General features: G+C 68.0%; 19 protein-coding genes. 6 read left to right on the top strand and 13 right to left on the bottom strand.

Annotation, left to right across the window (positions count from 1 at the left end; genetic code table 11):
• Positions 1 to 23: 23 nt before the first annotated feature.
• From prcA to arc, 6 genes are all read right to left on the bottom strand, one after another.
• Entirely contained in the window at positions 24 to 788 is a 765-nt protein-coding gene (gene prcA, locus OG625_RS30890) for a proteasome subunit alpha (RefSeq protein ID WP_329387563.1), read from the bottom strand.
• A gap of 46 nt (positions 789 to 834) precedes the next feature.
• Positions 835 to 1674, bottom strand: a complete 840-nt coding sequence (gene prcB / locus OG625_RS30885) for a proteasome subunit beta (RefSeq protein ID WP_329387561.1) — start codon at positions 1672 to 1674, stop codon at positions 835 to 837.
• Complete coding sequence (locus OG625_RS30880) at positions 1626 to 1859, bottom strand: endonuclease VII domain-containing protein (protein ID WP_329391128.1); 234 nt, start codon at positions 1857 to 1859, stop codon at positions 1626 to 1628. The genes prcB and OG625_RS30880 overlap by 49 nt, the downstream gene beginning before the upstream one ends.
• A 402-nt stretch (positions 1860 to 2261) precedes the next feature.
• Positions 2262 to 2474, bottom strand: coding sequence for a ubiquitin-like protein Pup (locus OG625_RS30875; RefSeq protein ID WP_030294332.1), 213 nt, complete (start codon positions 2472 to 2474; stop codon positions 2262 to 2264).
• Positions 2475 to 2658: 184 nt separating this feature from the next.
• Positions 2659 to 4170, bottom strand: coding sequence for a depupylase/deamidase Dop (gene dop / locus OG625_RS30870; RefSeq protein ID WP_329387559.1), 1512 nt, complete (start codon positions 4168 to 4170; stop codon positions 2659 to 2661).
• Positions 4171 to 4444: 274 nt separating this feature from the next.
• Entirely contained in the window at positions 4445 to 6211 is a 1767-nt protein-coding gene (gene arc / locus OG625_RS30865; protein WP_329387557.1) for a proteasome ATPase, read from the bottom strand.
• Positions 6212 to 6475: 264 nt separating this feature from the next.
• Between arc and OG625_RS30860 the strand changes: the two genes are divergently transcribed.
• Positions 6476 to 6796 (top strand): ferredoxin, encoded by a 321-nt coding sequence (locus OG625_RS30860; protein ID WP_329387555.1) that lies wholly within the window; start codon positions 6476 to 6478, stop codon positions 6794 to 6796.
• A gap of 4 nt (positions 6797 to 6800) precedes the next feature.
• On the opposite strand, the gene OG625_RS30855 is transcribed toward OG625_RS30860, so the two are convergent.
• From OG625_RS30855 to OG625_RS30845, 3 genes are all read right to left on the bottom strand, one after another.
• Positions 6801 to 7385, bottom strand: coding sequence for a hypothetical protein (locus tag OG625_RS30855; protein WP_443067810.1), 585 nt, complete (start codon positions 7383 to 7385; stop codon positions 6801 to 6803).
• A 185-nt stretch (positions 7386 to 7570) separates the two neighbouring features.
• The gene (locus tag OG625_RS30850) at positions 7571 to 8467 is read right to left on the bottom strand and encodes a tRNA (adenine-N1)-methyltransferase (RefSeq protein ID WP_329387553.1); all 897 of its coding nucleotides are present in this window, start codon (positions 8465 to 8467) and stop codon (positions 7571 to 7573) included.
• A gap of 18 nt (positions 8468 to 8485) precedes the next feature.
• The gene (locus OG625_RS30845) at positions 8486 to 9619 is read right to left on the bottom strand and encodes a site-2 protease family protein (protein ID WP_443067913.1); all 1134 of its coding nucleotides are present in this window, start codon (positions 9617 to 9619) and stop codon (positions 8486 to 8488) included.
• A 225-nt stretch (positions 9620 to 9844) separates the two neighbouring features.
• Here OG625_RS30845 and OG625_RS30840 point away from each other — a divergent pair, with 225 nt between their 5' ends.
• The gene (locus tag OG625_RS30840; protein WP_443067809.1) at positions 9845 to 10780 is read left to right on the top strand and encodes a RecB family exonuclease; all 936 of its coding nucleotides are present in this window, start codon (positions 9845 to 9847) and stop codon (positions 10778 to 10780) included.
• Between the two features lie 65 nt (positions 10781 to 10845).
• A complete protein-coding gene (locus OG625_RS30835) occupies positions 10846 to 11520 on the top strand; it encodes a response regulator transcription factor (protein WP_329387549.1) in 675 nt (224 codons plus the stop codon).
• A gap of 71 nt (positions 11521 to 11591) precedes the next feature.
• Here the strand turns inward: OG625_RS30835 and OG625_RS30830 are convergent, their stop codons facing one another.
• From OG625_RS30830 to metH, 4 genes are all read right to left on the bottom strand, one after another.
• Positions 11592 to 13172, bottom strand: a complete 1581-nt coding sequence (locus OG625_RS30830) for an ABC transporter substrate-binding protein (protein ID WP_329387547.1) — start codon at positions 13170 to 13172, stop codon at positions 11592 to 11594.
• A 75-nt stretch (positions 13173 to 13247) separates the two neighbouring features.
• Entirely contained in the window at positions 13248 to 14852 is a 1605-nt protein-coding gene (locus OG625_RS30825; RefSeq protein ID WP_329387545.1) for an ABC transporter substrate-binding protein, read from the bottom strand.
• Positions 14853 to 15343: 491 nt separating this feature from the next.
• Entirely contained in the window at positions 15344 to 16045 is a 702-nt protein-coding gene (locus OG625_RS30820; protein WP_329387543.1) for an HAD family hydrolase, read from the bottom strand.
• Between the two features lie 115 nt (positions 16046 to 16160).
• Positions 16161 to 19673, bottom strand: a complete 3513-nt coding sequence (metH, locus tag OG625_RS30815; protein ID WP_329387541.1) for a methionine synthase — start codon at positions 19671 to 19673, stop codon at positions 16161 to 16163.
• A gap of 265 nt (positions 19674 to 19938) precedes the next feature.
• Here metH and OG625_RS30810 point away from each other — a divergent pair, with 265 nt between their 5' ends.
• From OG625_RS30810 to glpK, 3 genes are all read left to right on the top strand, one after another.
• On the top strand, positions 19939 to 20706 hold the full coding sequence (locus OG625_RS30810; RefSeq protein WP_329387538.1) for an IclR family transcriptional regulator: 768 nt from the start codon (positions 19939 to 19941) through the stop codon (positions 20704 to 20706).
• A 334-nt stretch (positions 20707 to 21040) separates the two neighbouring features.
• Complete coding sequence (locus OG625_RS30805; RefSeq protein ID WP_329387536.1) at positions 21041 to 21823, top strand: MIP/aquaporin family protein; 783 nt, start codon at positions 21041 to 21043, stop codon at positions 21821 to 21823.
• Between the two features lie 77 nt (positions 21824 to 21900).
• Positions 21901 to 23427 (top strand): glycerol kinase GlpK, encoded by a 1527-nt coding sequence (gene glpK / locus OG625_RS30800; RefSeq protein ID WP_329387534.1) that lies wholly within the window; start codon positions 21901 to 21903, stop codon positions 23425 to 23427.
• Positions 23428 to 23456 lie beyond the last annotated feature (29 nt).

The raw sequence follows: 23456 nt of genomic DNA, 5'->3' as shown, positions 1-23456 counted from the left end.
GGGGCTCCGCTCCCTACAAGGACCTACTCGGCGTCGTCCTCCGGCGCCTCGTCATTCGACACCGCATCGGCCTGAGCCGCCGCCGGAACATCAGCCTCCAGCAACCGCGCCAACTGCCGGCCACGGATCCGCTTGAACTTCCGCTGCTGCGCCCGCGTACGGTCCAGCACCGCCACCTCCAGCCGCTCGGCCGGAATCGTCTTGTCCGCACCGTTGGCCTGGCTGGACAGCGCCTGCACCGCCAGCTTCAGCGCATCGGGCAGGGTCATCCCGTCCTGGTGACGCTGATCGAGGAAGGTGCTGATCTGCTCGGCATTGCCGCCGACCGCGACCGAACCGTGCTCGTCCACGATCGAACCGTCATGCGGAAGCCGATAGATCTGGTCCCCGGCCGCGGTCGCACCGACCTCGGCCACCACCAGCTCCACCTCGTACGGCTTCTCCCCCGCACTGGAGAAGATCGTGCCGAGCGTCTGCGCGTACACGTTCGCCAGCCCACGGGCCGTCACATCGTCACGGTCGTAGGTGTACCCGCGCAGATCCGCGTACCGCACACCACCGATCCGCAGGTTCTCGTACTCGTTGTACTTACCGGCGGCCGCGAAACCGATCCGGTCGTAGATCTCGCTGAACTTGTGCAGCGCACGGGACGGGTTCTCACCGACGAACACGATGCCGTCGGCGTACTGCAGCACGACAAGGCTGCGACCGCGGGCAATACCCTTCCGGGCGTATTCCGCCCGGTCGGCCATTGCCTGCTGGGGTGACACATAGAACGGAGTCGACACCGGCTGTCCGTCCCTTTCTTCTGGGCTCCTGGGAAGCGACGGATGGTCAGAGCAGGGCGGCGCGCGGGCCGTCGGGCTGCTCCAGCCGACGATTGGTCACCTTACGGGCGAGCTCCTGCGACTCGTCGTCCGACAGCCGGCGGAAACCCTCGTCCGTGATGACGGTGACGATCGGATAGATGTGGCGGTACAGATCCGGCCCACCGGTCGCCGAGTCGTCGTCAGCGGCGTCGTACAGCGCCTGCACGACCAGCGTGGTGGCCTGCTCCTCCGTCAGATCCGGGCGGAAGAGCTTCTTCATCGAACCGCGGGCGAAGATCGAACCCGAGCCGGTCGCGGCGAACCCGTGCTCCTCGGAGCGACCGCCGGTCACGTCGTAGGAGAAGATCCGGCCCTTCTCCTTGGCCTCGTCGTACCCGGCGAACAGCGGCACGACGGCCAGGCCCTGCATCGCCATGCCCAGATTGCTCCGGATCATGGTCGAGAGCCGGTTCGCCTTGCCTTCGAGGGAGAGGGTCGCCCCCTCCACCTTCTCGAAGTGCTCCAGCTCCAGCTGGAACAGCTTCACCATCTCCACGGCCAGGCCGGCCGTACCGGCGATGCCGACGGCGGAGTACTCGTCGGCCGGGAACACCTTCTCGATGTCCCGCTGCGCGATCATGTTCCCCATGGTCGCCCGCCGGTCACCGGCGAGCACCACGCCGCCGGGGAAGGTGGTCGCGACGATGGTCGTCCCGTGCGGCGCCTCGATCACGCCCTCCGGCAGCTTGCGGTTGCCGGGCAGCATCTCGGGCGAGTGCGCGCCCAGGAAGTCCATGAAGGACGACGACCCCGGCGTCAGGAAGGCTGCCGGTAGACGCCCTGTGCCACGATTGTTGGCTTCCACGCGTGTCCCTCCAGGTATGTGACGACCCGACGAGCGACGTCGGGATCGTCTCCCAACTTGCCGATGGCCGTGTTGCAGTTGAAGCAAAGTACGCCTCGGACCCTACCCGTCTCGTGGCAGTGATCCACATGTACCGCCGGAGCCTTTCGGCAGATGAGGCAGACTCCGCCTTGCGCCGCGATCATCTCGTCGCGCTCAGCCTCTGACATTCCGTAGGAGCGCTTGAGGTGGCCTGCTCGACCCTGGATGGTTTTGCAGGCCTTGCACCGAGTAGCCAGTCCGTCTGAAGCCGTCGCGTTCTTATGCCATTCACTGTGAGGCTTGACCTCACCGCACTGCCGACACAGTTTCCAGCCCGGCGGCGTCTCGACCTTCTCCTTGACGACCTTGCCCCTGGCTGCCTGCCGACGTCTGTAGTGGTCGGCGCTGTACGCCGCTACGCACTCGCGACATCTGGGCTGGAGGCCATCCCGCCGGTTGCGATCCGCGGCGAACCCGCTCAGGGGCACGTCTCGGCAGCAACCGCGACACCACTTGGAACCATTGGACATGGCCCCACCCTGGCGGATTCACCTTGGATTCGAAGGCTATTCGCCGCCTTTTTGTACGAAACTCCGAACGAAGTCCTCTGCGTTCTCCTCCAAGACATCGTCGATTTCGTCCAGAACGGAGTCGACGTCGTCGGAGAGCTTCTCCTGGCGCTCCTTGAGGTCGGTCGATTCCTCGACCGCCGCCTCCTCGACCTCCTCGGTCGAGCGCTGCGCCTTCTGCTGTCCGCCGCCGGTGTCCTTGGTCGCCATGTCTACCTCACCCCGCTCGGTTCGCACGCTCATGTCGAGAGACCCCGGGATTCGGGATCTCTCAAGATCAGACCCTACGTCGGACCCTACAAGGAGGGTCCGACATTCGTCCCCGCACTTTCATAACGTCCGGCTGATTTCATGATTCCCGGACCGGGGCCCTTTCAGGCCTCGAAGGCACTGCTCACTGTCCCGAAAGCACCCGCACCAGGTCCTCCGCCGTACGGCAGCGGTCCAGGAGCTCCTTGACGTGGTTCCGGGTCCCCCGGAGGGGTTCCAGGGTCGGGACCCGCTGGAGCGAGTCGCGGCCCGGGAGGTCGAAGATCACCGAGTCCCAGGAGGCCGCCGCGACGTCGTCCGCGTACTGCTCCAGGCAGCGGCCGCGGAAGTACGCCCGGGTGTCCTCCGGGGGCTTGCTCTGGGCCCGCTCGACCGCGGACTCCTCCACCAGCCGCTTCATCTTGCCGCGGGCCACCAGGCGGTTGTACAGGCCCTTCTCCGGCCGTACGTCCGAGTACTGGAGGTCCACGAGGTGCAGTCGCGCCGCGTCCCACTCCAGGCCGTCGCGGCGCCGGTAGCCCTCGAGGATCTCCCGCTTGGCGATCCAGTCCAGCTCGCCGGAGAGGCTCATGGGATCGGTCTCCAGCCGGCCCAGGACGTCCTCCCAGCGGGCCAGGACATCCTTGGTCTGGTCGTCCGCATCGGAGCCGAACCGCTCGTCCACGTACTTCCTGGCCAGCTCGAAGTACTCCATCTGGAGTTGTACGGCGGTCAGGGTGCGGCCGCTGCGCAGCGTGATGAGCTGTTGCAGGTCCGGATCGTGGGAGACCTGGTGGAGGGTGCGTACGGGCTGGTCGACGGCGAGGTCGACGTTGATGAAGCCGTCCTCGATCATCGAGAGGACCAGCGCCGTGGTGCCCAGCTTCAGGTAGGTGGAGATCTCGGAGAGGTTGGCGTCTCCGATGATCACGTGGAGCCGGCGGTACTTCTCGGCGTCGGAGTGGGGCTCGTCCCGGGTGTTGATGATGGGGCGCTTGAGGGTGGTCTCCAGGCCGACCTCGACCTCGAAGTAGTCCGCTCGCTGGCTGATCTGGAAGCCGTGCTCGCGGCCGTCCTGGCCGATGCCGATCCGGCCCGCGCCGGTGACGACCTGGCGGGAGACGAAGAAGGGGGTCAGGTGGCGCACGATCTCCGAGAAGGGGGTTTCCCGCTTCATCAGGTAGTTCTCGTGCGTGCCGTAGGAGGCGCCCTTGTTGTCGGTGTTGTTCTTGTAGAGGTGGATCGGCTGGGCGCCGGGCAGCTGGGCGGCCCGTACGGCGGCCTCGGCCATGATCCGCTCGCCGGCCTTGTCCCAGAGGACGGCGTCGAGCGGGTTGGTGATCTCCGGGGAGCTGTACTCGGGGTGTGCGTGGTCGACGTAGAGCCGTGCGCCGTTGGTGAGGATGACGTTGGCGAGGCCGATGTCCTCGTCGGTGAGCTGGCTGTTGTCCGCGGCCTCGCGGGCGAGGTCGAAGCCCCGGGCGTCCCGCAGCGGATTCTCCTCCTCGAAGTCCCAGCGGGCGCGGCGCGCCCTGTGCATCGCCGCCGCGTAGGCGTTGACGATCTGGGACGAGGTGAGCATGGCATTGGCGTTCGGGTGGCCCGGGACGGAGATCCCGTACTCCGTCTCGATACCCATTACTCGCCGTACGGTCATGCGGCCCTCCTTGCCCGGCGGCGCTCCCCTTTCGGGAGCGGCGCTAAGTACCGCTGGTGCTCCGGTGCGCGTGCCTGTGCTTGTGCCTGTTCCTGTGCGGTGCCCGTCCCCGCACTGCGCGTCCGGCGGTGGTACGGAAGAGCCTAGAACCACTTCGCGCTCGTGGGGAGATCATTTCCGTCATTGAATTGGCCTCGTCACCGGCTGAAAAGCGGCCGGTAAAGCAGTCGGCTGCGGATGCCCCGGGAGGGGCATCCGCAGCCGCTCCGCTCGGTCAGAGGTACTGACCGGTGTTGGCCACCGTGTCGATGGAGCGTCCGGTGTCCGCGCCTTGCTTTCCGGTGACGAGGGTGCGGATGAATACGATCCGCTCGCCCTTCTTGCCGGAGATTCGGGCCCAGTCGTCCGGGTTGGTGGTGTTGGGCAGGTCCTCGTTCTCCTTGAACTCGTCCACGCAGGCCTGGAGCAGGTGGGCCACCCGCAGGCCCTTCTGGTTGTGCTCGAGGAAGGCCTTGATCGCCATCTTCTTGGCTCGGTCGACGATGTTCTGGATCATCGCGCCCGAGTTGAAGTCCTTGAAGTAGAGGACTTCCTTGTCGCCGTTGGCGTACGTGACCTCGAGGAAGCGGTTCTCCTCGGTTTCGGCGTACATCTGCTCGACGACGGTCTGGATCATGCTGTGGACGGTGCCGTCCTTGGAGCCCTGGTGTTCGGACAGGTCGTCCGTGTGCAGGGGCAGGGAGGCCTTGAGGTACTTGGCGAAGATGTCCTTCGCGGCCTCGGCGTCCGGGCGCTCGATCTTGATCTTCACGTCGAGGCGACCGGGGCGCAGGATGGCCGGGTCGATCATGTCTTCGCGGTTGGAGGCGCCGATGACGATGACGTTCTCCAGGCCTTCCACGCCGTCGATCTCGGCGAGCAGCTGGGGGACGATGGTGTTCTCCACGTCCGAGCTGACTCCGGATCCGCGGGTGCGGAAGAGGGATTCCATCTCGTCGAAGAAGACGATGACGGGGGTTCCCTCGCTGGCCTTTTCGCGGGCACGCTGGAAGACGAGGCGGATGTGCCGCTCGGTCTCGCCGACGTACTTGTTGAGGAGCTCGGGGCCCTTGATGTTCAGGAAGTACGATTTCCCGGCTGCCTGTCCGGTCACTTCGGCGACCTTCTTGGCAAGGGAGTTGGCGACGGCTTTGGCGATGAGCGTCTTGCCGCAGCCGGGCGGGCCGTAGAGCAGGATGCCCTTCGGGGGCCGCAGTTCGTGTTCCTTGAACAGGTCGGGGTAGAGGTAGGGGAGCTCGACGGCGTCGCGGATCAGTTCGATCTGGTCTCCCAGGCCGCCGATCTTCTCGTAGTCGATGTCCGGGACCTCTTCGAGGACGAGGTCCTCGACCTCGCTCTTGGGTACGACTTCGTAGACGTAGCCGGAGCGGGGTTCGAGCAGGAGGGCGTCGCCGGGGCGGATGGTGATGTCCAGGAGCGGCTCGGCGAGCCTCACCACCCTTTCCTCGTCGGTGTGCCCGACGACCAGGGCGCGCTCGCCGTCCTCGAGGATTTCCTTGAGGGTGACGATGTCCCCGGCCCGCTCGAATTCCATGGCCTCGACCACGTTGAGCGCTTCGTTGAGCATGACTTCCTGGCCGCGCCGGAGGTCTTCCGGGTCGACGCTGGGGCTGACGTTCACGCGGAGCTTTCGGCCTCCGGTGAAGATGTCGACGGTGCCGTCCTCATTGGCTTGCAGGAAGACACCGAAGCCTGCCGGCGGCTGTGCGAGCCGGTCGACTTCTTCCTTGAGGGCCACGATCTGGTCGCGGGCCTCGCGGAGGGTATTCGCCAGTCGTTCGTTCTGTGCGGAGACGCCGGCCAGATTTGTCTGAAGCTCGACGATCCGCTCTTCGAGAATCCTCGTGTGTCGCGGAGAGTCGGCGAGCTTGCGGCGCAGGACGGCGATTTCCTGCTCGAGATAGGCAACCTGGCCGGCGGGGTCCTCAGACCCTCGCCCGGGCCGGATGCCGCGGTTGATGTCGTCGTCGTGGGCTGCCACGGTCCTCACCTCCTCCAAGGGGAGCTGGACGCTTCCTGACCCTACCTGGGCTGGTGGTGATTGAAACCCCTAGATCACAAAGACGGTAGAGGCGTGTCCGATCTTCACCCTTGCGTACTCCCTCACGCCTAGGAAATACCCACCCATGAACATCTGAAAGCGGCCGGTTGTAAGGTCGAACTGTTCAACACCCGTCAGGGCCCGCGCGACTTGCCGCGAGTTGTGACCGGGATGGATCACTCAGGGCAGGGAACGGCAGGGGATATGACCGTGCAGCAGGAGGCTCCGACGGAGCTCGTCGGCGGGTCCGGCGAGCCGCTTGAGGTCTGGATCGACCAGGACCTGTGCACCGGGGACGGCATCTGCGTGCAGTACGCGCCGGAGGTGTTCGAGCTGGACATCGATGGTCTGGCGTATGTGAAGGGTGCGGAGGACGAGCTGTTGCAGGAGGCGGGGGCGACGACTCCGGTTCCGCTGACGCTGCTCCGGGACGTGGTGGATTCGGCGAAGGAATGTCCGGGTGACTGCATCCACGTGAGGCGTGTTTCGGACAGGGTGGAAGTGTTCGGTCCGGACGCGGAGTGAGGGTTCAAACACTCTTGACGGCTGAGTCCGTCAGCTCCTGGCGGAATTTTCCGTCGCTCCAGCGCCACTTGGCGAGCTGTTCGAGGTCGGGGCTGTAGCGCGGGACGTCGGGTGAGGAGTAGCCGAGGAGGCGTGCGGTGACGGTTCGGTCGCGCACGGTGAGATCGGTGGCGGTCTTGCGCTGGGTGGCTTCGAGCAGGGTGGCGACGACGCGGGGGCGGGCGCCTTCGGTGCGGTCCTGGACGAGTACGTAGACGGCGTGGGGCGGGGTGCCGGATCCGGCTTCGCAGCGGACGGCTGCGACGGTTTCGGGGCGGCCGTCGCCGTCGAGGTCGCCCTGGGCGGTGGCGGTGACGGTCTGGGGGGCGCCCTTGCAGTCGAGGGGGTAGGTGATCCCGGCGGGGTCGGGTGCGGCTGCCTGGGGGCCTTCGGCGGCTTGGGCGGAGGCCCCGGTGGCGGGTTGGACGAGTCCGGCGCCGGCTATGACGGCGGCCATGGCGGATGCGGTGGCGATCCAGTGGACGGGCTTGGTGCGCGTGTGTCCCAGGGTTTGCAGTGTCGGCGTCAGCTCGGCGGGGCTGTGCAGCACGCGGGGTGTCTCCTGTGCGAGGGGTGACGGGGAGCCAGCATCGTGCCATACCTCACACGATGGTGGAACGGCCGGGTCCGGTCCGGCTGGGCGTTTCACCCGACAACGAAAAGGCGCTGTGGCGCAGTTCCCGGGATGAGTGGGGAACTGCGCCACAGCGCCTTTGTGTTGAATGCGCGGAGCGGTTATGCGGAGCGGTCGCTGCCGGGTCCGTCGTAGTCCTCGCCGTAGGCGCCCTTGGCGGGGCGGCGGCGGCGCATGGGGGGCTCGACGCCGTCGGCGAGGCGGCGGGCGGTGACGAGGAAGCCGGTGTGGCCGATCATCCGGTGGTCGGGGCGGACCGCGAGGCCTTCGACGTGCCAGTTGCGGATCATCGATTCCCACGGCTGCGGTTCGGCGAAGCAGCCGATCTCGCGGATGGATTCGACGGTCTTGGACAGCTGGGTGGTGGTGGCCACGTAGCAGCAGAGGATGCCGCCGGGGACGAGGGCCTTCTTGACCGCTTCGAGGCATTCCCAGGGGGCGAGCATGTCGAGGATGACGCGGTCGACGTCGGTGTCGGACAGGTTGTCCTGGAGGTCGCCGACGGTCAGCTGCCACGCGGGGTGGGGGCCGCCGAAGTAGCGCTCGACGTTGGCGGTGGCGATTTCGGCGAAGTCCGCGCGGCGCTCGTAGCTGTGGAGCATGCCCTGGTCGCCGATGGCGCGCAGCAGGAAGCTGCTCAGGGAGCCGGAGCCGACGCCTGCTTCCACGACGCGGGCGCCGGGGAAGATGTCGGCGAAGGCCAGGATCTGGCCGGCGTCCTTGGGGTAGACCACGGCGGCGCCGCGGGGCATGGACAGGACGTAGTCGGGGAGCAGGGGGCGCAGCGCGAGGTACGCGACGTTCCCCGTGGTACGGACAACACTGCCTTCGGGAGCACCGATCAGCTCGTCGTGGGGGAAGGAACCCTTGTGGGTGTGGAAATTCTTCCCTGCTTCGAGCGTGAACGTGTAGTGGCGGCCCTTGGGGTCGGTGAGCTGAACCTGGTCCCCGACCTTGAAGGGCCCGCGTCGGCGGGCGGCACCGGTCGGTTCGGACATGTGACCAGTGTATTGGCTTCAGGACTGGGGCCGTGCCATGGCTTTCACGAAGGCCTTTTCGACGTCGAGGGTGGAGAGGACGCCGTAGATCTCGCCGGTGGGTTCGAGGACGAGGTATTCGGTGGCGGGGGTGGCGCGGAGGTGGTCGAGGAGTTCTTCGCCGGTGAGGTCCGCGGAAACCTTCATGCCGTCGGTGAGGTCTTGGGCGAGGGTGCTGACGGCGACCCAGGGGCGGCGGTGTTCGGGGACGGAGGCGATGGCGGTTTCGCGGACGATGGCGGTGGGGTCTCCGTGGCCGTCGACGATGACGAGGGCGCGGGCGCCTGCTTCGTTGGCGCGGCGGAGGGCTTCGGAGAGGGGGGTGGTGTTCTCGACGGGGATGGCGCGGCGGGTGAGGGTGCGGGCGCGGAGTTCGGGGAGGTGTTCGCGGAGGCGGGCCATGCGGAGGCTGTTGCCGGCTCCGGTCCAGATGATGGCGGCGAGGATGGCGGCGAGGAGTGCGTCCATGACGGTGTCCATGCCGCCGATCTCGTCGGTGCGGTTGCCGAGGACTCCGGTGTGGGTGAGGAGGGGGAGGCCGAGGAGGACGGCGACGGCGAGGGCGCGGCCGATCCAGGCGGCGGCGATGGTGCCGGCCATGGGTTTGCCGGTGATGCCCCAGATGACGGCGCGGAGCATGCGGCCGCCGTCGAGGGGGAGGCCGGGGAGCAGGTTGAAGGCGGCGACGAGGAGGTTGGAGATCATCAGGCCGGCGAGGAGGACGCCGGGGACGGTGGCCGGGTCGACGGCTTTCATGCCGAGGTAGAAGGCTCCGGCGAGGAGGAGGGAGAGGAGGGGGCCGACGAAGGCGAGGACGAATTCGCGGCCGGGGGTCTCGGATTCCTTCTCGATTTCGGAGACGCCGCCGAAGAACTGGAGCTGGATGCGGCGGACGGGGAGTTTGAAGCGGAGGGCGGCGACGGTGTGGGCGAGTTCGTGGACGAGGACGGAGGCGTAGAAGGCGACGGCGAAGAAGAGGGAGACGAGGTAGCGGATGGGTCCGAGGTCGGGGAGGACGCGGTCGAGCTGGTTGCCGAAGACCCAGGTGATGAGGGCGGCTACGAGGAACCAGCTGGGCGAGACGTAGACGGGCACGCCGAAGGGGCGGCCCATGAGGATGCCGCCGCCCGGTCCTGAGCGCCGGCCTGCGCGCCCGCCGGTTTCGTCGGTGTCTGCCACGGCTGTCCTTCGTTCGGTGCTGGGGTGGTTCCGGTGTGGTTCGGGTGGTGCTTTAGGTGGGGGTGTAGTGGGTTGTGATGCTCTGATCATGCAGTGCGAGGGGGCTCGGCGTCGATGGTATGGCGCGGGCTGTCGGTGGTGGGTCGTAGGGTTTTGTGCATGACGACGAGCTCGGGTGCTGTGCCAGGTGCCGCCGATGCGGGTGCCGCTGCGGGTTCCACTGTGGATGTCACGGTGGATGCCGGGGCGGGTGCCGTCGCGGCGCGGGCCGCTGTGGCGCCTTCTTCGCTCTCTCCTTCGCGGGCGAGCGATTTCATGCGGTGCCCGCTGCTCTACCGGTTCCGGGTGATCGACAAGCTGCCGGAGAAGCCGAGTGCGGCGGCGACGCGGGGGACGCTGGTGCACGCGGTGCTGGAGCGGCTCTTCGATCATCCTGCGGCGGAGCGGACGGCGCCGGCGGCGAAGGCGTTGATCCCGGGGCAGTGGGAGCGGTTGCTGGAGTCGAAGCCGGAGCTGGCGGAGTTGTTCCCGGAGGGTGATGAGGGGGCGGGGCTGGCGGGGTGGCTGACGGAGGCCGAGGCGCTGGTGGACCGTTGGTTCACGTTGGAGGACCCGACGCGGCTGGAGCCGGTGGAGCGGGAGTTCTTCGTGGAGACGGAGCTGGCGTCGGGGCTTCGGTTGCGGGGGATCATCGACCGGGTGGACGTGGCGCCGACGGGTGAGGTGCGGATCGTCGACTACAAGACGGGCAAGGCGCCGCGGCCGGAGTATGCCGAGGGTGCGTTGTTCCAGATGAAGTTCTACGCGTTGGTGGTGTGGCGGCTGAAGCAGGTCGTGCCGCGGCGGTTGCAGTTGGTGTACCTGGGCAGTGGTGAGGTTCTGACGTACGACCCGGTGGTGGAGGATCTGGAGCGGGTGGAGCGGAAGCTGCACGCGTTGTGGGAGGCGATCCGGGAGGCGACGGAGTCGGGTGATTGGCGGCCGCGGCCGACGAAGCTGTGTGGCTGGTGTGATCATCAGGCGGTGTGTCCCGAGTTCGGGGGTACTCCCCCGGCCTATCCTCTGACGATCGGTCCTCGCCCGGCGGATTCCTGATCGTCGCGTCAGGGCAGAATGGGCGGCGTCCGTCGTAGCCGCCGTACGAATACGAGGTAGACCCCGTGGCGATCCGCGTCCTTCTGGTCGATGACCAGCCGCTGCTGCGCACCGGCTTCCGGATGATCCTGGAGGCCGAGGAGGACCTCGCGGTGGTCGGTGAGGCCGGGGACGGCCTGCAGGCGCTGGACCAGGTGCGGGCGCTCCAGCCGGACGTGGTGCTGATGGACATCCGGATGCCGCGGATGGACGGGGTGGAGGCGACCCGGCAGATCACGGGTCCGGGTCGGGACGGTCCGGCGAAGGTGCTGGTACTGACCACGTTCGATCTGGACGAGTACGTGGTGGAGGCGCTGCGGGCGGGGGCGAGCGGGTTCCTGTTGAAGGATGCTCCGGCCAATGAGCTGGTGCAGGCGATCCGGGTGGTGGCGGGGGGCGAGGCGATGCTCGCGCCGAGCATCACGCGGCGGCTGCTGGACAAGTACGCGGGTCATTTGCCTTCGGGTGAGGAGAGCGTGCCGGACACCCTGGGTACGTTGACCGAGCGGGAGGTCGAGGTGCTGAAGCTGGTGGCGCGCGGGTTGTCGAACGCGGAGATCGCGGCGGACCTGTTCGTGAGTGAGACCACGGTGAAGACGCACGTGGGTCACGTGTTGACGAAGCTGGGGCTGCGGGACCGGGTGCAGGCGGCGGTGTACGCGTACGAGAGCGGTCTGGTGCGGCCGGGCGCGAGCCAGTAGGGATTCCGGGTACGGCAACGGGCCGGTAGCCGCGTCACGCGGCTACCGGCCCGTTGCCGTGGGGCGGGGGCTCAGCCCTTGCTGATCTCCCAGAAGCGGAAGACGGTCGACGCGTCGAGCGACCACTGGAGGCCGCTGACGTTCGGGCGGGTGACCGCGTACTGCTTGCCCTGCCAGAGCGGGAGGATCGGGATCTCGTCGGCGACGATGTCCTGGAGGCGGTCGTAGTCCGTGCCGGCGGCGCCGCGGTCGGACTTCGCGGAGGTCGACGGGATGATCGTCCCGGTGATCTCCTTGTTGTCGTAGTTGTTGCCGAGGACGTTGCCGGGGCCGAAGAACGGCTGGGTGAAGTTGTCGGCGTCCGGGTAGTCGGGCACCCAGCCCTTCACGTAGACGCCGTACTTGCCGGCCTCGATGTCCTTCTCGTACTGATCGAACTCGGCGGACTTGACGTCGGCTTCGAAGAGGCCGCTCTCGTTGAGCTGCTTGGCGATGAGCTGCAGTTCCTGGTCCGTGGAGTGGCCGTAGCGCGAGGGCGTCGAGTAGAGGGTCAGCTTGACCTTGTCCTTGACGTTGGCGGCGCGCAGGACGGCCTTGGCCTTCTCCACCTGGGGGCTGCCGCCGTAGCGGGTGAAGAACGGCGTGGTGTGGGAGGCGATGCCGGCCGGGACGATGGAGTAGAGGGAGGTCGCGGTTCCCGCGTAGACCTCCTTGACCAGGGCTTCGCGGTCGACGAGGTAGGCGATGGCCTTGCGGACGTGGATCTTGCCGGCGACCGGGTCGTTCATGTTGAAGACGAGGTGCTGGACCTCGGCTCCGGCGCCCTGGACGACCTCGACCTTCTGGTCCGCGGTGCCGGAGGCGAGGCCGGCGATGTCCTTGGCGGCGAGGCCGCGGAAGGCGAAGTCGACGTCTCCGCTTTCGAGGACCTTCTTGAGGGCGGCCTGGTCCTCGTTGAAGAACTTCATGGTGACGCCGGAGTTCTTCGGCTTGGCCTTGCCGGTGTAGGACTCGTTGACGGAGAAGTTGGCGCTCTTGTCGTTGATGGAGTCCAGCTTGTAGACGCCGGAGCCGGTGACCTTGTTGTCGGTGCGGAGCTTGTCGGCGGGGTACTCGCTGCGGTCGACGATGGAGCCGGCGCCCGAGGCGATCTTGCTGGGGAAGGTCGCGTCGGGGGTCTTGAGGTGGAAGACGACGGTCTTGTCGTCGGGGGCGTCGATGGTGGCGATCGAGGCGAGCATGACGGCGGGGCCGTTCTCGTCGTTGATCTTCAGGGTGCGGTCGAAGGAGTGCTTGACGTCCTTCGAGGTGAGGCTGTGGCCGTTGCTGAACTTCAGGCCGCCGCGCAGGGTGCACTTGTACGTCTTGCTGTCGCTGCCCTCGAAGCCGCAGGCCTCCGCGGCGTCGGGCTCGGGGATGGTGCCGCCCTTGGGGAAGCTGAGGAGCGACTGGAAGACGTTGTTGAAGAGCACCCAGGAGCCCGGGTCGTAGCCGGAGGCCGGGTCGGTGGCCTTCACCTTGTCGGATATGCCCATGACCACGCCCTTGCCGGTGCCGGCGTTGGAGCCATCGGTCGAGCCGCAACCGCTGAGCAGCGCGGCGGCGGTGGCTGCGCCGAGCGGGGCCGCCAGCCACTGGTTACGTCGATTCACGGTTACGTCCTTCTCAGTCGAACAGTTTCGTCGGGCCGGCCCGCGACACCCGCTGCCGGTGGTGGTTTGCGTGGGTCAGCCGCTTGCGCCGCGGCCGAGTTCCCAGAGCTGGAGGTCGGAGATGGCGTTGACGGACCATTCCACTCCGGTGATGCCGTCGCGTGCGGCGACGTACTGCTTGCCCTGCCACAGGGGCAGGACGGGCACGTCCTCGGCGACGATGTCCTGCATCTCCGTGATCGCGGGGACGGCGATGTCGCGGTTGGCGGCGCGCCGGGATTCGGGGATGAGCCGGGTGCGTACGGTGGCGTTGGCGTACGGGGTGCCCAGGAAGTTGTCCTGCTCCAGGAACGGGGCGAGGAAGTTGTCGGCGTCGGGGTAGTCGGGGAACCAGCCGAGTCCGTATGCGGCGTGGTCGCCCTTCTTCTGCGCGGGGCGGAAGTCGGCCCACTCGCTGCCCTGGACGGTGATGTCGAAGAGCTGGGTGGAGTTCAGTTGGGCCTTGAGGGCCTCGAACTCGGCCGCGGTGCCGTCGCCGTAGTGGTCGGTGGTGTAGTTCAGGGTGAGCTTGACCGGGGTCTTGATCCCGGCGTCCTTCAGCAGGGTGGCGGCCTTGGCGGTGTTGGCGTCGCCGTACTTGTTGAAGAAGGAGTTGACGTGGCCGGTGACGGTGGTGGGGACCAGCGAGTACAGGGGCTGCGCGGACTTGCCGTAGACCTTGTCGATGAGTGCGGTGCGGTCCACGGCGGCGGCGAGGGCCTGGCGTACTGCCTTGTCCTTGACGACCGGGGCGTCGGTGTTGAAGCCGAGGTAGCGGATCTCCAGGCCGGGCAGCGGGGTGAGGTTGACACCCTTGGGGGGCTTGGTGGAGAGCTCGGTGATCTGGGCGGGCGACAGGGTGCGGGAGATCATGTGGATCTTGCCGTCGGCCAGTGCCTTGCCCATGGCCGTGGAGTCGGCGTAGGTGCGCAGTTCGGCCTTGTCGTTGTGCAGCTTGAGGTCGCCCTTGTAGTGGGGGTTCTTGCTGAAGACGGCGCGGACGAGCTGGTTGTTCTTGACTTCGGCCTTCATCGTGTACGGGCCGGAGCCGTCCACGGAGAAGCCCTCGCGGAGCTTCTTGGCGTCGTAGTTCTTCGCGCTGACGATGCCCGCGGCGGGGGTGGCGAGCTTGTGCGGGAAGGTCGCGTCCGGGGTCTTCAGGTGGAAGACGACGGTGTCGGTGGTCTTGGCGTCGACGGTGTCGATGTTGGCGAGCAGCGAGGAGGGGCCGTTCTCGTCCTTGATGGCGAGGACGCGCTCGACGGAGAACTTGACGTCCTTGGCGGTGACGGGGTCTCCGGAGGCGAACTTGAGGCCGGGGCGCAGGGTGCAGCGGTAGCTCTCGTTGCCCGTGTCGGTGAAGCGGCAGTCGGAGGCTGCTTCGGGGACGGGCTCGCCGCCGCCGCGCGGGGTGTGCATGAGCGTCTGGACGGTCTGTCGCAGGACGTTCCAGGCGCCGGCGTCGTAGGCGTAGGCCGGGTCGAACGGGGCGGGGGCGTATTCGGCGGCCTCGAACCGGTCGGTGGTGCCGACGACGATCGCTCCGGATCCTGCTCCTCCGCCGGTCGCGGTGCCGCATGCGGCCAGCGTGGGGGTGAGCAGTCCGGCCGCGGCCGTCAGCACCATGGTCTTGCGGTTCATGCTGGAAGTACTCCCTGTTACCGGCGCTTGCTCAAAGCGGTGTAAAGGGCACTTCGCGGCGGTCGCCCGTTCAGGGCGGAACGATCGGGCCGGTGTAGTGACGATCGGTCCACGCGGTCCCGGCACAGGGGTGTGTGTCCGGGGCGGCTGAGGTGCGGCGCAGTGCCCGCAATGACACTAGTGGCCCGGAACGGGATGGCTGGAACTGACCGGACTTGGGGTGTAATCGCACCGTGACGGGAGTGAACCGGCTGTTCACGCGACGCTCCGTCCGGATTCGGTCAGGAGCTGATCAATCCGGACAGAGCGGCAGGCACTTGGGCCTCGGGACAGGTCCGTCGGGGCTGTGACGGGTGACAAAGGTCACCCGGGACAACTGCCCCGGAAGGGATGGAATTTCAGCCTCCGGGGACCCTGGCGGAAGATTCTTCCGCCGGACCTGAGCCCTGCCCCTGTTTCATTCGGCACAGAGCGTGTGGTGGTGTGTGCGCTCAGTTCATCGGGGCGATGAGGGAGCGCAGGAAGGACAGGTCCACGTCCTCCAGCGAGCGCACGATCGTCCGGCCCGGGGCGGGCTCGATGCGGCCGACGGAGGGGATGGCCACGACCCGGCAGCCGGCGGCCTCCGCCGCGGCGACGCCTGTGGCCGTGTCCTCGATGACGGCGCACCGGGAGGGGTGTGCGCCCAGCGTGCTCGCGGCGAGCAGGTACGGGTCGGGGTGCGGCTTCGTACGGGCGACCTCGTCCCCGGCGACGGTCATCGTGAAGCGGTCGCGCCCCAGGGTGAGCAGGACCTGGTCGATGACGCGGCGGTGCGAGGCGGAGACGAGGGCGGTGGGCACGTTGTGCCGGGCCAGCTCGCTCAGCAGCCGCTCGGCGCCCGGCATGAGCGGGACCCGGTCGGCGATGCGGGCCTCGAAGCGCTCGTTGAGGAGGACGCTGAGCTCGGCCAGGCCGATGGCGGCGCCGGTCGACTCGATCAGGAACGACGCACTGCGGCTCATGGGACCGCCGACGACCACGTCGCGCCAGGACTCGTCCAGCCGGTGGCCGAGCTCCTGGAAGATCTCCGCCTCGATCTCCCACCAGAAACCCTCGGTGTCGACGAGGGTGCCGTCCATGTCGAGCAGCACCGCCTGCAGGGCATGCCCGTCTGCCGTACGGGCGACGGGGGCGGGAACGGTGCTGGTCATGCGTAACGCCTCTCTCCGGGGACGACAAGGCCGGTCACCTCGACCCCGCGGGGATACCCCCCTGGGGAACAGGTGACCGGCCTGTATGGGACCGACCAGTGTACGCCGGGCGGTGTCAGCGTGCGTTGAAATACTTCGCTTCGGGGTGGTGAATCACGATCGCGTCCGTGGACTGCTCCGGGTGGAGCTGGAACTCCTCCGAGAGGTGGACGCCGATCCGCTCCGGCTGGAGGAGGTCGGCGATCTTCGCGCGGTCCTCCAGGTCGGGGCAGGCGCCGTAGCCGAGCGAGAAGCGGGCGCCGCGGTACTTGAGGTCGAACATGTCCTCGACCTTGGCCGGGTCCTCGCCGCCGAAGCCGAGCTCGGAGCGGACGCGGGCGTGCCAGTACTCGGCCATGGCCTCGGCGAGCTGGACGGAGAGGCCGTGCAGCTCCAGGTACTCGCGGTAGGAGTCGGACTCGAACAGCTTGGCCGTGGCCTCGCCGATCTTCGAGCCGACGGTGACGACCTGGAGGCCGACGACGTCGGTCTCCCCCGACTCCTCCGGGCGGAAGAAGTCGGCGAGGCACAGGCGGCGGCCGCGGCGCTGGCGGGGGAAGGTGAAGCGGGTCCGCTCGTTGCCCTGCTCGTCCAGGATGATCAGGTCCTCACCCTTGGACACGCAGGGGAAGTAGCCGTAGACGACGGCCGCTTCGAGGAGGTTCTCCGTGTGCAGCTTGTCCAGGAGGCCGCGCAGGCGCGGACGGCCCTCGCTCTCGACGAGCTCCTCGTACGTGGCGCCGCCGGCGCGGGCCTGCTTGAGGCCCCACTGGCCCTTGAAGAGCGCGCCCTCGTCCAGCCAGGAGGCGTAGTCCTTGAGCGGGATGCCCTTGACCACGCGGGTCCCCCAGAACGGCGGGGTGGGGACGGGGTTGTCGACGGACACGTCGGAACGGCCACCGGGCTCCTCCGGCTCCTCCACCTGGAGGGCGGGTGTGTCGCGCTTGGCGACGCGGCGCTGCTTGAGCTCGGGCAGGGTCGCGCCGGGGACTCCGCGCTTGACCGCGATCAGGGCGTCCATGAGGCGCAGGCCTTCGAAGGCGTCGCGGGCGTAGCGGACTTCGCCTTCGTAGATCTCGTGGAGGTCCTGTTCGACGTAGGCGCGGGTGAGGGCGGCGCCGCCGAGGATGACCGGGTAGTCGGCCGCCAGCTTGCGCTGGTTGAGCTCCTGGAGGTTCTCCTTCATGATCACGGTCGACTTCACCAGGAGGCCCGACATGCCGATGACATCGGCCCTGTGCTCCTGCGCGGCTTCCAGGATCGCGGAGACCGGCTGCTTGATGCCGATGTTGACGACGTTGTAGCCGTTGTTGGTCAGGATGATGTCGACGAGGTTCTTGCCGATGTCGTGGACATCGCCGCGGACGGTGGCCAGGACGATCGTGCCCTTGCCGTCGGCGTCGGTCTTCTCCATGTGCGGTTCGAGGTAGGCGACGGCCGTCTTCATGACCTCGGCGGACTGGAGGACGAAGGGGAGCTGCATCTGGCCGGAGCCGAAGAGCTCGCCGACGACCTTCATGCCCTCCAGGAGGGTGTCGTTGACGATGGCGAGTGCGGGGCGGGTCTGGAGCGCTTCGTCGAGGTCGGCTTCGAGGCCGTTCTTCTCGCCGTCGATGATGCGGCGCTGCAGGCGCTCGTCCAGGGGCAGGGCGGCGAGTTCCTCGGCGCGGCCGGCCTTCAGGGACTTGGTGTTAACGCCCTCGAAGAGCGCCATCAGCTTCTGCAGGGGGTCGTAGCCCTCGGCGCGGCGGTCGTAGATCAGGTCGAGGGCGGTGTTGACCTGCTCGTCGTCGAAGCGGGCGATCGGCAGGATCTTCGACGCGTGGACGATCGCCGAATCCAGACCGGCCTTCACGCACTCGTCGAGGAAGACGGAGTTCAGCAGGACGCGGGCGGCCGGGTTCAGGCCGAAGGAGATGTTCGACAGGCCGAGGGTGGTCTGGACGTCCGGGTGGCGGCGCTTGAGCTCACGGATCGACTCGATCGTCGCGATGCCGTCCTTGCGGGACTCCTCCTGACCCGTGCAGATCGTGAACGTGAGCGTGTCGATGAGGATGTCCGACTCGCGGATCCCCCAGTTCGACGTCAGGTCCTCGATCAGCCGCTCGGCGATGGCGACCTTGTGCTCGACGGTGCGGGCCTGGCCCTGCTCGTCGATGGTCAGCGCGATCAGCGCGGCGCCGTGCTCCTGCGCCAGCTGGGTGACCTTCGCGAACCGGGATTCGGGGCCGTCGCCGTCCTCGTAGTTGACGGAGTTGATGACCGCGCGGCCGCCCAGCTTCTCCAGGCCGGCCTGGATGACGGGAACCTCGGTGGAGTCCAGAACGATCGGCAGCGTGGAGGCGGTCGCGAAACGGCCGGCCAGCTCCTGCATGTCGGCGACACCGTCGCGGCCCACGTAGTCCACGCACAGGTCGAGCATGTGCGCGCCCTCACGGATCTGGTCGCGCACCATCTCGACGCAGTCGTCCCAGCGGGCCTCCAGCATGGCCTCGCGGAACTTCTTCGACCCGTTCGCGTTCGTCCGCTCACCGATCGCCATGTACGCGGTGTCCTGCCGGAACGGCACCGTCTGGTAGAGCGAGGCGGCGCCGGGCTCCGGCTGGGGGCTGCGCTGGGTGATCTCCGTGCCGCGGACGCGTTCGACGACCTGGCGCAGGTGCTCGGGCGTGGTGCCGCAGCAGCCGCCGACGAGGGAGAGCCCGTACTCGCGGACGAACGTCTCCTGGGCGTCGGCCAGCTCGGCGGCGGACAGCGGGTAGTGGGCGCCGTCCTTCGTCAGGACGGGAAGGCCGGCGTTGGGCATGCAGGAGATCGGGATGCGGGCGTTGCGGGCGAGGTAGCGCAGGTGCTCGCTCATCTCGGCCGGGCCGGTCGCGCAGTTCAGACCGATCATGTCGATGCCGAGCGGCTCGAGCGCCGTCAGCGCCGCACCGATCTCGGAGCCGAGGAGCATCGTGCCGGTGGTCTCGACGGTGACGGAGCAGATCAGCGGGACGGTGACGCCGAGCGCCTCCATGGCGCGGCGGGCACCGATGATGGAGGACTTGGTCTGCAGAAGGTCCTGCGTGGTCTCGACGAGCAGTGCGTCGGCGCCGCCGGTGATCAGGCCTTCGGCGTTGATCTGGTAGGCGTCGCGGATCTGGCGGTAGGTGATGTGGCCGAGGGTGGGGAGCTTGGTGCCGGGGCCGATGGAGCCGAGTACCCAGCGCTGCTGACCGGTGGAGGCGGTGAACTCGTCGGCGACCTCGCGGGCGATGCGGGCGCCGGCTTCCGACAGCTCGAAGTTGCGGTCGGCGATGTCGTACTCGGCGAGCGCCGCGTAGTTCGTACCGAAGGTGTTCGTCTCGACGCAGTCCACGCCCACCGAGAAGTAGGCCTCGTGGACCGTCCGCACGATGTCGGGGCGCGTCACGTTCAGGACCTCGTTGCAGCCTTCCAGCTGCTGGAAGTCCTCCATCGAGGGGTCCTGCGCCTGGAGCATCGTTCCCATGGCTCCGTCGGCGACGACCACACGGGTGGCGAGCGCCTCTCGGAGGGCATCGGCCCGGGTCTGGGTGTCAGCGGGCGGGTTCGGCGACGAGGCCATGGTTGAGCTCCCTGGGATGCGACGGCTGTCGGCTTTGCACCCCCTCTGTGTCAAGGGTGCACGCGGCCAGGGTAACCGTGTGGCACCTGACCCGGTGAGGGCGTCCCACGTGGCGGACTGCATTCTGTGCGCGGGGCGTCCTATCGGGTGGTCGGTGCATGGAGTGAGCACCCAAACACGCGTCCGGACCACCTCACCATGCAAAAGGTCGACATCGACCGATACTGTTCAGCATTGTCGAACTACGTCAGCAGGAGGCTGCGCGATGGCACGGAACATCCAGTCGCTCGAACGAGCCGCTGCGATGCTGCGACTCCTGGCGGGCGGGGAGCGCCGGCTGGGGCTCTCGGACGTGGCCTCCTCCCTGGGCCTGGCCAAGGGCACGGCTCACGGCATCCTGCGCACCCTGCAGGCGGAGGGCTTCGTCGAACAGGACCCGGCCTCGGGGCGCTACCAGCTGGGTGCGGAGCTGCTGCGCCTGGGCAACAGCTATCTGGACGTGCACGAGCTGCGCGCCCGCGCCCTGGTGTGGACGGACGATCTGGCGCGGGCCAGCGGCGAGAGCGTGTACGTGGGGGTGCTGCACAAGAGCGGGGTGCTGATCATGCACCACGTGTTCCGGCCCGACGACAGCCGCCAGGTGCTGGAGGTGGGGGCCATGCAGCCGCTGCATTCGACGGCGCTGGGCAAGGTGCTGTCCGCGTACGACCCGGTGGCGCACACGGAGGCGGTGGAGGTGGAGCGCGAGGCGTTCACCCCGCGCACGGTCACGGACGCGGTCGGTTTCGAGGAGGTCCTCGGGCTGACCCGGGCGCGCGGCTGGGCCTCCGATGTCGAGGAGACCTGGGAGGGCATCGCCTCGGTGGCGGCGCCGATTCACGACCGGCGCAGGATGCCCGTCGGCGCGGTCGCCGTGGCGGGGGCCGTGGAGCGGGTCTGTGGGGAGTCCGGGGAGCCGCGGGCGGCCCTGGTGGCCTCCGTACGGGACTGTGCGCGGTCGGTTTCACGCGATCTGGGAGCGGGCCGGTTCTGAGCTTGACCTGACCGTTTTCCATCCAATCGGACCCACCCAAGGCGGCTCGAGCTGCATTTGGGTGGGTTTTGTCATTTACTGATCATGGATTGGCTGGATTTGGGCGATCGTACCGAGTGGTAACGATCCGGTTCTTTGACCTGGCCAGGCCTTGACGGGTTCTTCACACAGGCGGAAAACTGCCGTTCATCGGTCGGCAATGTCGAACACCTACCGGCAATACGCGTTAGGGTGTGGCAAGGCCAAGGACCGGTGCAGCACTCACCGAGTGCGCGGAACCACCGGAGGGACCCGGTGTCCGCCCACCCCTGGACGTAAGACAAAGGAGTCGCGGGTGTCCAGCTCCGACATCTTCATCGGCGAGACCATCGGTACCGCCCTGCTCACACTGCTCGGTGGTGGCGTCTGCGCCGCACTGACCCTCAAGAGCTCCAAGGCCCGGAACGCGGGCTGGCTGGCCATCACGTTCGGCTGGGGATTCGCCGTACTGATCGCCGCCTACGTGTCCGCACCGCTCTCCGGCGCGCACCTGAACCCGGCCGTCACGGTCGGCATCGCCGTCAAGACCGGCGAGTGGAGCGACGTGCCCGTCTACTTCGCCGGCCAGCTGCTGGGCGCCATGCTCGGCGCGGTCCTGATGTGGATCACGTACTACGGCCAGTTCCGCGCACACCTGGCGGACCCGGAGCACATCCGCGACGCCAAACTCGGTCCCGAGGACCCGCACCCGCACGATGTGGCCGGCCCCGTGCTCGGCATCTTCTCGACCGGCCCCGAGATCCGCAACGTCGCGCAGAACCTCGCGACCGAGATCATCGGCACGGCCGTCCTGGTCCTGGCCATCCTGACCCAGGGCCTGCAGGACGGCGGCAAGGGCCTCGGTGTCATCGGCGTCCTGATCACCTCGTTCGTGGTCGTCGGCATCGGCCTCTCGCTGGGCGGTCCGACCGGCTACGCGATCAACCCGGTCCGCGACCTCGGCCCGCGCATCGTCCACTCCCTGCTGCCGCTGCCCAACAAGGGCGGATCCGACTGGGGCTACTCCTGGATCCCGGTCGCCGGCCCGCTCGTCGGTGCCGTCCTCGCCGGCGGTCTGTACAACATCGCGTTCGCCTGATCAGCATCGGCCCGCGCTCGTAAGATCCGCACCGCATCCTGATTCCGCCTACTCACAGACCCGCCAGGAGCAGCCACATGACCAGCAGCACCGGCCCCTTCATCGCCGCGATCGACCAGGGCACCACCTCCTCCCGCTGCATCGTCTTCGACCGCGACGGCCGCATCGTCGCCGTCGACCAGAAGGAGCACGAGCAGATCTTCCCGAAGCCGGGCTGGGTCGAGCACGACGCCACCGAGATCTGGACCAACGTCCAGGAGGTCGTCGCCGGGGCCATCGCCAAGGCGGAGATCACCTCGTCCGACGTCAAGGCCGTCGGCATCACCAACCAGCGCGAGACCACCGTCCTGTGGGACCGCCACACCGGCGAGCCGGTGCACAACGCGCTGGTCTGGCAGGACACCCGCACCGACGCCCTGTGCAAGGAGCTCGGCCGCAACGTCGGCCAGGACCGCTTCCGCCGCGAGACCGGCCTGCCGCTGGCCAGCTACTTCGCGGGCCCGAAGGTCCGCTGGCTGCTCGACAACGTCGAGGGCCTGCGCGAGCGCGCCGAGGCGGGCGACATCCTCTTCGGCACCATGGACTCCTGGGTCATCTGGAACCTGACCGGTGGCGCCCAGGGCGGTGTGCACGTCACCGACGTCACCAACGCCTCGCGCACCATGCTGATGAACCTGCACACCCTGGCCTGGGACGAGAAGATCGCCGAGTCCATGGGCGTCCCGCTCAACGTCCTCCCGGAGATCAAGTCCTCCGCCGAGGTCTACGGCCACGTCAAGGACGGCGTCCTCGCCGGTGTCCCGGTCGCCTCGGCGCTCGGTGACCAGCAGGCCGCGCTGTTCGGCCAGACCTGCTTCGCCGAGGGCGAGGCCAAGTCCACGTACGGCACCGGAACGTTCATGCTGATGAACACCGGCGACAAGATCATCAACTCCTACAGCGGCCTGCTGACCACGGTCGGCTACCAGATCGGCGACGCGAAGCCGGTCTACGCGCTGGAGGGCTCCATCGCCGTCACCGGCTCGCTCGTCCAGTGGATGCGCGACCAGATGGGCATGATCAAGACCGCGGCCGAGATCGAGACGCTGGCCTCCTCCGTCGAGGACAACGGCGGCGCCTACTTCGTGCCCGCCTTCTCCGGCCTGTTCGCCCCGTACTGGCGCTCCGACGCCCGCGGCGTGATCGCCGGCCTCACCCGGTACGTCACCAAGGCGCACATCGCCCGTGCCGTCCTGGAGGCCACCGCCTGGCAGACCCGCGAGATCACCGACGCCATGACCAAGGACTCGGGCGTCGAGCTCGCCGCCCTCAAGGTCGACGGCGGCATGACCTCCAACAACCTGCTGATGCAGACGCTCTCGGACTTCCTGGACGCCCCCGTGGTCCGTCCGATGGTCGCCGAGACCACCTGCCTCGGCGCCGCCTACGCCGCCGGCCTGGCCGTCGGCTTCTGGCCCGACACCGACGCCCTGCGCGCCAACTGGCGCCGCGCGGCCGAGTGGACCCCGCGGATGCCCGCCGAGCAGCGGGAGCGCGAGTACAAGAGCTGGCTCAAGGCCGTCGAGCGGTCCATGGGCTGGGTCGACGACGAAGACGCCAGCTGACCGCACTCAGCTGACGCTATCGACGAGGA

The sequence above is a fragment of the Streptomyces sp. NBC_01351 genome, assembly GCF_036237315.1.
GTDB lineage: Bacteria > Actinomycetota > Actinomycetes > Streptomycetales > Streptomycetaceae > Streptomyces.
This window is presented reverse-complemented; position numbering and strand designations above follow the sequence as displayed.